The 8,641-nt window shown below is 42.2% G+C and carries 9 protein-coding genes; 4 read left to right on the top strand and 5 right to left on the bottom strand.

The features are described 5' to 3' along the window. Positions 1 to 243, bottom strand: a 243-nt coding sequence (locus FDK13_RS34880) for a hypothetical protein (protein ID WP_137344504.1), incomplete at its 3' end; no start/stop codon positions are given. Between the two features lie 307 nt (positions 244 to 550). On the opposite strand from FDK13_RS34880, the gene FDK13_RS34875 reads away from it, so the two are divergent. Next, positions 551 to 829 carry a hypothetical protein gene (locus FDK13_RS34875; RefSeq protein ID WP_137344630.1) on the top strand — a complete coding sequence of 93 codons (279 nt, stop codon included), beginning with the start codon at positions 551 to 553 and terminating at the stop codon, positions 827 to 829. Between the two features lie 134 nt (positions 830 to 963). Here the strand turns inward: FDK13_RS34875 and FDK13_RS34870 are convergent, their stop codons facing one another. From FDK13_RS34870 to FDK13_RS34860, 3 genes are read right to left on the bottom strand one after another with little or no spacing between them, the layout of a single operon-like run. Then, complete coding sequence (locus tag FDK13_RS34870; RefSeq protein WP_137344629.1) at positions 964 to 1,191, bottom strand: DUF6965 family protein; 228 nt, start codon at positions 1,189 to 1,191, stop codon at positions 964 to 966. 14 nt (positions 1,192 to 1,205) lie between these two features. Next, on the bottom strand, positions 1,206 to 1,463 hold the full coding sequence (locus tag FDK13_RS34865) for a hypothetical protein (protein WP_137344628.1): 258 nt from the start codon (positions 1,461 to 1,463) through the stop codon (positions 1,206 to 1,208). Between the two features lie 11 nt (positions 1,464 to 1,474). Then, the gene (locus FDK13_RS34860) at positions 1,475 to 2,278 is read right to left on the bottom strand and encodes an XRE family transcriptional regulator (RefSeq protein WP_137344627.1); all 804 of its coding nucleotides are present in this window, start codon (positions 2,276 to 2,278) and stop codon (positions 1,475 to 1,477) included. Between the two features lie 93 nt (positions 2,279 to 2,371). Between FDK13_RS34860 and FDK13_RS34855 the strand changes: the two genes are divergently transcribed. Both FDK13_RS34855 and FDK13_RS34850 read left to right on the top strand, forming a co-directional pair. Then, positions 2,372 to 5,326 (top strand): helix-hairpin-helix domain-containing protein, encoded by a 2,955-nt coding sequence (locus FDK13_RS34855; protein WP_137344626.1) that lies wholly within the window; start codon positions 2,372 to 2,374, stop codon positions 5,324 to 5,326. A gap of 99 nt (positions 5,327 to 5,425) precedes the next feature. Continuing rightward, the gene (locus FDK13_RS34850; protein ID WP_137344625.1) at positions 5,426 to 6,136 is read left to right on the top strand and encodes an SOS response-associated peptidase; all 711 of its coding nucleotides are present in this window, start codon (positions 5,426 to 5,428) and stop codon (positions 6,134 to 6,136) included. Between the two features lie 216 nt (positions 6,137 to 6,352). Here the strand turns inward: FDK13_RS34850 and FDK13_RS34845 are convergent, their stop codons facing one another. Beyond that, positions 6,353 to 6,835, bottom strand: coding sequence for an OsmC family protein (locus tag FDK13_RS34845; protein WP_137344624.1), 483 nt, complete (start codon positions 6,833 to 6,835; stop codon positions 6,353 to 6,355). 595 nt (positions 6,836 to 7,430) lie between these two features. On the opposite strand from FDK13_RS34845, the gene FDK13_RS34840 reads away from it, so the two are divergent. Continuing rightward, a complete protein-coding gene (locus tag FDK13_RS34840) occupies positions 7,431 to 8,381 on the top strand; it encodes a DUF932 domain-containing protein (protein ID WP_137344623.1) in 951 nt (316 codons plus the stop codon). Positions 8,382 to 8,641: the final 260 nt, after the last annotated feature.

Here is an 8,641-nt window from a genome sequence, read left to right as displayed (position 1 = left end):
TGACAGGTTCGGCAATGCCTTACTGGATGGCTTGCGTATGTCACATCCATCATGGATTAGCTCTATCACATTTTTAAAACGAACATGGGAAAGTCCTGCCGAAAGGGTTTGTCCATTGATTTGCTCGGGAGAAAGACTATTTTTCAAGTCTCCGCTTAATAGATTCCTGTTACGCTCGTACTGATTGGCATCTTCGGAAAGTGCCCACAACTGCGTATGCTGCTCGCTGGCCATTTTCATCATGAGCGATTTCGCGTTTTTTTTAACCTGGAATCATTGATTCTGCACGCTAGGTTATCGATATAATCTGTCAAGTTTTTCATTATTTGGCCAAAATAGCTTTTTACCAAATAATATTAAAACTAAAATTTTAAATGTAACCGGTAATTTACTGGTAATGAATGGATTTAGATAGATGAAAAAGTTTTACTGAGTTTTCAATGTCTTAGGGCTTTTAAAGGATCGTTTTCCAAAAGTCAGCACCATTAATTATCAATTCGGGAACCGAGGGAACAAGCTCGATTTTTTACTTAACTCTTACGATTATAAAATGATTGTTGATGCGAAATATAAAATTAGATATGCATCTAAAGTAGACCATTTAGATATTCACCAGGTGAGTGGTTATGCTCGTTTGAGAACAGTATATGACCTCCTTGGTATATCGACAGATAGATTAATAGACCGTCTGATCATTTATCCAGATTATAAAAATGGATCATACGATTTATTTAAAGATCTGAGAAGAAATGAAATAAACGAATATTATGGAGTATTCAAGGTTGGAATTAAATTACCGATGCAGCGTGATACGGTAAGACATTTTTAAGCGTAGAAGTAATCTAATTTTTAATGAGATTCTGCTATCTTTTTATGGAGAACTTTATCATAAAAAAGGAAATACGCAGCAGCACAGAAAGAAAGACATTTTCAAACGTCGTTCGATATTTCGCTGGTAGTTATTCATTGGTTCAATACGATTTCTTTTAAACTGCGCAGGTGCTGCATCAGTGAATTGTGTACGACCTCGGAACCTTTATAGCTGCGGATTGATATTGCCTGTTTTTCAATGAATAAGTTTATGTCTCCGGTTACGGTCATATAGCCGTTTAGTTTGAACGGGATTTCCGGGAATGTTGCCGTGTCAAAGAATGTCAGGAGTTCTTCCAGTTCTATTTCAAATTTGTTCATTGTGAAGTTTGGGGTTAGAAATCATCTTCTTTTATTCCGGCAAAAAATAACTCAGCTGCTTCCCAAGAGTACGACGGATCATAAACCAGACCGTAATGTTCTTTTAACGATGCATTCATTTTTTCAAATGCCCATGTATTGCCTTCTACGAAATCGCGTGGTTTCATCCACTTTTCGTAATTCAATTTGTTCTTCGCCATGTGGATCATGCTATGTATGATATGCACCTGGGCTTTGTAGATTTTCTTTGGTTTCGGTTTTACTGGTATCATGATGTATGAGTTTACTGACCAGGCTTTGATGTTATTTTCACTTCCAGTTTCCGGATCTCACGGATGACCGTCGTTAAGTCCGTCATCGCTTCCGGTAGCTGCTTGCTGTGAAAACTGTAATACTCCCAAATTTCCAGCACGTCCGAAAAATCCACGGTGTAGTCTTCGTACAGTTTGTTCATTGAGTGCAGCAGTAAACCATCGGGTGTGATGGTTACCTGTTTGAAAACAAATTCCTGATCACCGACCAGGATTACGATGCAGAGTGTTGCAGCTTTCAGATCTTTCCAGTTTTGAACATATCGGGCCAGAATGTCGCTGCCTTCCGGGATCGGAAGCATGGAATCGCCGGAGGTTGGAAACATCCGGTAGGTGTATCCTGACGGCAGGTTCGGGATGTTGAACTTTGGGAGCGCTGCCAGATATTCCGGGTCGGTATGACCGGCACGGTAACCGGCCTTGGCTTTGATCGGGACGTACTCCACATTTTCTTTACTGTCCGGATTTATGGTAATCGCTACCACACGAATATTTTTTCCGGTCAGGTATACGTCCGAGCCAGCTTCCAGCTCGCGGAGTTTTAACTCCCCGAGTTTGGCAAGGTTCACCAGCAGAAAGGTGTCCGTCGCTATTTTAAAATAGCGCGAAATTAAAACGATATCCTGAACGGCTGGATTGGCGGTTGTTCCTGTTTCTATCGCTTTAAGCTTAACACGCGACATATCAAGGGCTTCGGCCAAACTTTCCTGCGTCAGTTTTTTACGCTGTCGAAGGAACTTCAAATTTTCTTTTAGAAAAATTTCTTGCGCTTCCATTTCTATTTTGGTATCATTAGAACCATACGATTGGTCTTATTAGAACCAAAAGTAAAAAATTAAATTGATAACCAATCATTAACGCTGAAAATTATGCTTCTCAATGTTCACTCATATTTCAGTCTCCGGTACGGAACAATCAGTATCGATGACCTCATTAAAACGCTGGTGGCGAAAGGACACCACACTGCGGTTTTAACCGATATCAATAATTCATCGGCTGTGTTTCCCTTCATTCAAAAGTGCCGTGAAAGCGGCCTGAACGGGTTGGTCGGTATGGAATACCGGAACGGTGATAAGTTGTTGTACGTCGGGATTGCCCGGAACGAAGCCGGATTTGGTGAACTCAATGAATTAATGACCACAAGCAATCGGACTAAAAAACCGCTGCCTGACATTGCACCTGCCTTCAGGCAGGTTTACGTCATCTATCCTTACAGAACCAGGAATGTAAAAGCACTACGGGAAAATGAGTTTATTGGTATCAAACCGTCAGAGCTGAACCAGATTGTCAGGGAACCGAGAGCAAATTTTGAACGCTACGTAATCCTGTGGCCGGTCACGGTAAAAAATCCGAAAGATTTTGTACTGCATCAGCAACTACGGGCTGTGGATCACAACCTGATTTTTTCAAAACTGAAACCTTTCATGTTGGCTATGCCGGATGAAATGATTCCAACTATTGACCAACTTCTGGATACGTACAGCAATTACAAAGAGATCATTAAAACAACCGAAAAGCTGCTTACCAGTTGCAGTTTCAGTTTTGATTTTACCATTGTCAGAAATAAAAAATACTTCACTGGAAACGCCTATGATGATAAAATTTTACTCGAAAAATTGGCAGTGGCCGGAATGGTTCGCCGGTACGGACCAAAGAACAGAGAAGCAAAAGCAAGGGTTGAAAAAGAGCTTCGGATTATTGATGACCTCAGATTTAGTGCTTATTTCCTGATCACGCATGACATTATCCGTTACGCAGTATCGCAGAATTTTCACCATGTCGGACGCGGAAGCGGCGCAAATTCCATTGTTGCCTATTGTCTGGGTATTACGGACGTATGCCCTATTGAGCTGGATTTATACTTTGAGCGGTTTTTAAACCCGAAAAGAAAAACCCCGCCCGATTTTGATATCGACTTTTCATGGAAAGATCGTGATGAAATCTACGATTATATTTTCAGACGATACCAGACTTCAAATACTGCGCTCATGGGTGCCATGAGCACTTTTAAAGACAGAAGCATCATCCGGGAACTTGGCAAAGTTTACGGTCTTCCGAAGGAAGAAATTGATAATCTTATCAAAAATCCGAATTCCGTTTACAACTCACAGGAAGCCGTACAACTGATCAAAAGCTTGTACGGGCTGGTTTCTGATTTTCCAAATCAGCGGACGATTCACGCCTGCGGTGTGCTGATTTCGGAGGATCCAATTACAAATTATACTGCGCTGGATTTTCCGCCAAAAGGACTTCCAACGGCACAGTTTGATATGTATGTAGCCGAAGATATCAAATTTGAAAAATTTGATATCCTTTCACAGCGCGGCCTGGGCCACATCAAAGATTGTGTGCAGTTGATTGAAGAAAACCGGGGTGAAAAGGTAGACATTACCAATCCGAGAAAGTTTTTTGAAGATCCGAAAATAAAGGAGCAAATACGTTCAGCCAATACGATTGGCTGTTTTTACATCGAATCCCCTGCCATGCGGCAACTGATTACGAAGCTGGAATGTGATAATTACCTGACGCTGGTGGCTGCCAGTTCGGTGATCAGACCAGGTGTAGCGAGTTCAGGTATGATGAAGGCATTTATCGAAAGACATCGAAATCCGGAAACGACGGTTTACCTGCATCCTGTAATGAAAGAACAGTTGCAGGAAACCTATGGCGTCATGGTGTATCAGGAAGATGTGATCAAGGTCGGACATTACTTTGGCGGTCTGGACTTGGCTGATGCGGATGTGCTGCGCCGGATGATGTCCGGCAAAAGCAGAAGTGCAGCGCATTTGAAAGAGATTGAAGGCAGGTATTTTGAAAACTGCAAAAGGTTTGGCTACCCGGAAGATACAGCGAAAGAGGTTTGGCGGCAAATGGAAAGCTTTGCAGGGTATAGTTTCAGCAAAGCACATTCCGCAAGTTTTGCGGTTGAAAGTTTTCAGAGCTTATATCTGAAGACTTATTTTCCAATTGAATTTATGGTGTCGGTTTTGAATAATTACGGCGGTTTTTATGACCGGCGTACGTATTTGAACGAAGCTAAAAAGGCGGGTGCGATAGTGCATTTACCGTGTGTAAATAAAAGTTTTATAACCACGGCCCTATACGGAATTGAATTGTATCTGGGTTTTGATTACATCCTTGATCTTGAACAAAACACAGTAGTGAAGCTTTTAAGCGAAAGAGCACAAAACGGAGCATACGCAGATTTGAAGGATTTTATCCTGCGGACTGGTACGTCTTCAACACAAATGGCCATTCTGATACGGGCGGGCGTATTTGCATTTACCGGAAAAGTAAAAACGACCATGCAATGGGAATCCATGTATATCTGCAAGGAACTGGAAAATGTGGCGTTGCCGTCGCAATTATTCCAAACAGATATCAAGATTCCAAAGCTGCCTGATTTTGAGTATGACTTGATAGAGCATCTGTATGATGAAATCCGGCTTCTCGGATTTCCTGTATCTGGAAGCTGGTTTGATCTGTTAAGAACAGATTTTCGCGGGCAGATTCTGGCGCGCGACATGCACAAGCATGTAGGCGAAACGGTACGTATGGTAGGTGAATTTGTGACGTACAAGCCCGTAAGGACCAAACATCGTGAAATGATGATGTTTGGAAATTACTTTGATATCAACGGTGATTTTTTTGATACGGTGCATTTTCCGAATAGTATGATTGGCTATAAGTTTCAGGGCCAAGGCGCGTATCTGATCGAAGGGAAGGTGACGATGGAGTACGGATGTCCGAGTATTACGGTGAGCCGCTGCGCTAAAATTCCGGTAAAACCAGATCCACGAATTTTGACGGAGCATATAAAATAGGCTTTGTTTCAGTCGTTTAATTATATCTGTTTGTGTGCGAATTGGATTAGGAATTCAATTTTTATACTATTATAAAAATATTCTAAAAACGACTGTGCTATGTGTTACCATATCTCGAATGAAGATGATGCAGCTTTACGGGAGTTTGGCTTGCCAATTCAGAAACTTGAAAAGTTCAAGAAAAAATATGATATGAATGGTTTTGAAAAACCATACATACCCGTCATTTCAAATAAAGATCCCAAGTCGATAGATATGTACCGTTGGCGGCTTGTGCCAAGTTGGGTGAAGGAAGAAAAAGACTGGAAAGCCAATACGCTGAATGCGCGTAATGATGAATTGTTTACAAAGACTTCCTATAAAAATTATTGGCGAAACCGCTGTCTGGTGATCTGTACGGGCTTTTTTGAACCGCATTATCCTAAGGATTCCAAGGAATATGAATCGTGGTATATCAAACCGAAGGAACGCAGGTGTTTTACGCTTGGCGGAATTTATTCCGTATGGCAGAACGAACCAACGGTGAGTATCATCACCACGGACGCAAGCCCGTTGATGGCAAAAGTGCATAACGACGGTGAGCGTCAGCCGCTGATACTGGAAGGTGATGCAGCGTTGGCCTGGCTGGTCCCGGACCTGACCGAGGAAGAAATGAAAAATTTGATGCTGTACCAATATCCAGACGAAAAGCTGGATACTTACCGGGTGATGGACGGGATTTACAGCACTAAAATTGACACCAACAAGCCTGCGGCGATTACGCCGTATGTAAGGCCGCCTTTTGATGCTTTAACGTTGTTTGATTTGTAAGATTTAGAAAGATATTAAATGTATCCATCCAGTAATAAAGCAGTATTATTGAAAACCTGATTGGATGATATCAGGCTTTCACGGATTTATATGAAGGTGGTACGGGGTTGTATTTGGATGCTTCTTCTATGAAAGGATGAGCGTGAATAGTTCACAGCTTAGGTAACTGGTGCGGTGGTTCTGTATCAGGTTGACTGACAATCTTAAATCAGGTGCTCAGGAGTTTGTTTCGGATGTAATGACTACTGGAAAATGCTTGATCTGAAAATTCACAGAGTTGGCAATAAAGCATACTTCGCCAGCTCTTTTATGTAGCGCAAGTGCCTTGTCAATCATCGAGGCATCAGTCACTGTTACTAAAGGATTCAGGGTAACCTCTGTAAATTGTCCTCCACCATCAATTCTGGTTTCCATAGTTGCGGTCGCATGATCGTAATAATCAATCACAACAATGCCTCCTACCGAACATAGATGAAGGTATGATAACATGTGGCACGCGCTCAAAGATGCAAGAAGCATGTCCTCGGGATTGAATTTGGTTTTATCACCTCTGAATGTAGGGTCGGCCGAACCGTTAAGAATCGGTTTATGCTCAATCTCTACGGAATAATCCCGGTCAAAAGCGCTATAATCAGATGTTCCCAGGCCTTTATTGCCGCTCCATTTTATCGATAGTTTGTAATTATGTAACCGGTTCATGATGCTTAGTTATTATTTAAAGTGAAGACCTGTGCCGCCTGAAATGAAAGTTAACATAATATAAACCTAACAGAAAGGTCTTAGTAAATCTAGCATTCCCGGTCAGCACTGGGTAAATAATTTTTGTATATGTTATGACAGTTATTAGAGCCCGCACAGGATCGCAATGCAGTAGGCTCACAGTAGGATCTAGTTCCTGACCACTCACAAGGCAAAGTCGGATTTTATCAGGAACAACCTTCGCGCTAGAATTCTTCAAAAATGAGGCTTGAAGATGAATGAAATGTTTTTCCCCAAATAACAAGTCAAAAAGAATAGCGAAACTAGCAGCCCGAATTTTAAGCTTTTGTTAGAAGGCCAAAAGCGTTCGGCATAATGACGGCCATGATGGATAGATGATGGCGGGAATACAACCGCCGTCAACCCTCCGGGTACTTATTCCGTTTCCTTTTGGCTTTTAGCCGGGCCGCTTACCGTGGGCTTTCTTTTTTTCTTGTTTTTTCTTTGGGGAAAAACAATGTTGTTTTTGATTAAGGCAGACGCAAGCGAAAGAGAAAAGGAAATTTTTTTTTCACCCATTCTAATCTTAAACGCTATGTCTCACAACCTTCATTTAAACGAGAACACAGGTAATCACAGTTTTTTTGCAGTGAAAGAAAAAGCCTGGCACGGGCTGGGTCAGATCGTGCAGCAGGCGCCAACAAGCGGGGAGGCGATTGGGCTGGCCGGGCTCGATTATCAGGTCGTTAAAACGCCAGTTAAAACCGCTCCTTTTGATCTTCGTATAGAGGATATCGGTGAAGGGGCAAAGGTCAAAGAAATGGTCGTGCCCAATCACTTTGCAACCGTGCGTGCAGACTCCATGCAGCCATTGGGCATCGTGGGTAAAGACTACCACATCGTGCAGAACAAAGACGCTTTTTCTTTTTTTGATGCAGTCGCTCAGCAGCATCAGGTAAGCTATGAAACGGCCGGCGCACTGGGCCGTGGGGAGCGTATCTTTATAACAGCTAAACTTCCGGGTTATATTCGGGTTGGTGAGAACGATCTGATTGAAAAATATATTTTTCTCACAAACTCGCATGACGGATCAGGCAGTATCACAGCCGCTTTCACCCCGGTAAGAATCGTTTGCCAAAATACTTTGAATGCCGCGATGGGCAATCTTTCAGGTGCCGTCCGGATCCGTCACACGGCCAATGCCAAAGAAAGACTTCAGCAGGCGCATAAAATCATGGGTCTTGCAGAAAAGATTACCCAGGAAAAGGAAGCACTTTTTAATCACTGGGCAAAATTCCGTATTAATGACAAGCAGTTAAAAAGGCTCATTGAAATGGCGATGGCTTCCAGCCGCGAGACGCTGGGCAATGTGCTGGATGGGAAAACAGATCTTTTATCCTCGCAGTATCTTAACACGGTAGAGGATGTCTATGAATATGCGCTCAGTGATCCTTCGCAAAACATGGCTACTACGGCCGGGACCGTTTTTGGTGCCTATAATTCGGTAATTATGGAAAGTAAAAGATTATGTAAAGCGGCTGAGTAAAAGCACTGAAAGTACCTGTGTTACAGGCGCTACTTTGCATAAACACTTTACATAAGATTACTCCAGTTATTTGTGATGGCAATTTTGCCATCACAAATAACTGGAGTATCAATGGAAACATTCGAAGAATTAATTAAGCAATGCATTCAGCATTTTGAACGGCAGCGTTTTTCTACTGGCAGAATTAACATGTACAGATTCCTATGGCTGAAAAAATTAATGCCATACATGATAAAGGAATCGGTACCGTATTACGACGC

The organism is Dyadobacter frigoris (assembly GCF_005280585.1).
In the GTDB taxonomy this organism is placed as follows: domain Bacteria; phylum Bacteroidota; class Bacteroidia; order Cytophagales; family Spirosomataceae; genus Dyadobacter; species Dyadobacter frigoris.
This window is presented reverse-complemented; position numbering and strand designations above follow the sequence as displayed.

What these genes read in the sequence shown, in the direction of transcription:
- FDK13_RS34865 (WP_137344628.1), bottom strand. Translation starts at nt 1,463, where the DNA reads ATGATACCAGTAAAACCGAAACCAAAGAAAATCTACAAAGCCCAGGTG.
- FDK13_RS34850 (WP_137344625.1), top strand. Translation starts at nt 5,426, where the DNA reads ATGTGTTACCATATCTCGAATGAAGATGATGCAGCTTTACGGGAGTTT.
- FDK13_RS34840 (WP_137344623.1), top strand. Translation starts at nt 7,431, where the DNA reads ATGTCTCACAACCTTCATTTAAACGAGAACACAGGTAATCACAGTTTT.
- FDK13_RS34845 (WP_137344624.1), bottom strand. Translation starts at nt 6,835, where the DNA reads ATGAACCGGTTACATAATTACAAACTATCGATAAAATGGAGCGGCAAT.
- FDK13_RS34870 (WP_137344629.1), bottom strand. Translation starts at nt 1,191, where the DNA reads ATGAACAAATTTGAAATAGAACTGGAAGAACTCCTGACATTCTTTGAC.
- FDK13_RS34855 (WP_137344626.1), top strand. Translation starts at nt 2,372, where the DNA reads ATGCTTCTCAATGTTCACTCATATTTCAGTCTCCGGTACGGAACAATC.
- FDK13_RS34860 (WP_137344627.1), bottom strand. Translation starts at nt 2,278, where the DNA reads ATGGAAGCGCAAGAAATTTTTCTAAAAGAAAATTTGAAGTTCCTTCGA.
- FDK13_RS34875 (WP_137344630.1), top strand. Translation starts at nt 551, where the DNA reads ATGATTGTTGATGCGAAATATAAAATTAGATATGCATCTAAAGTAGAC.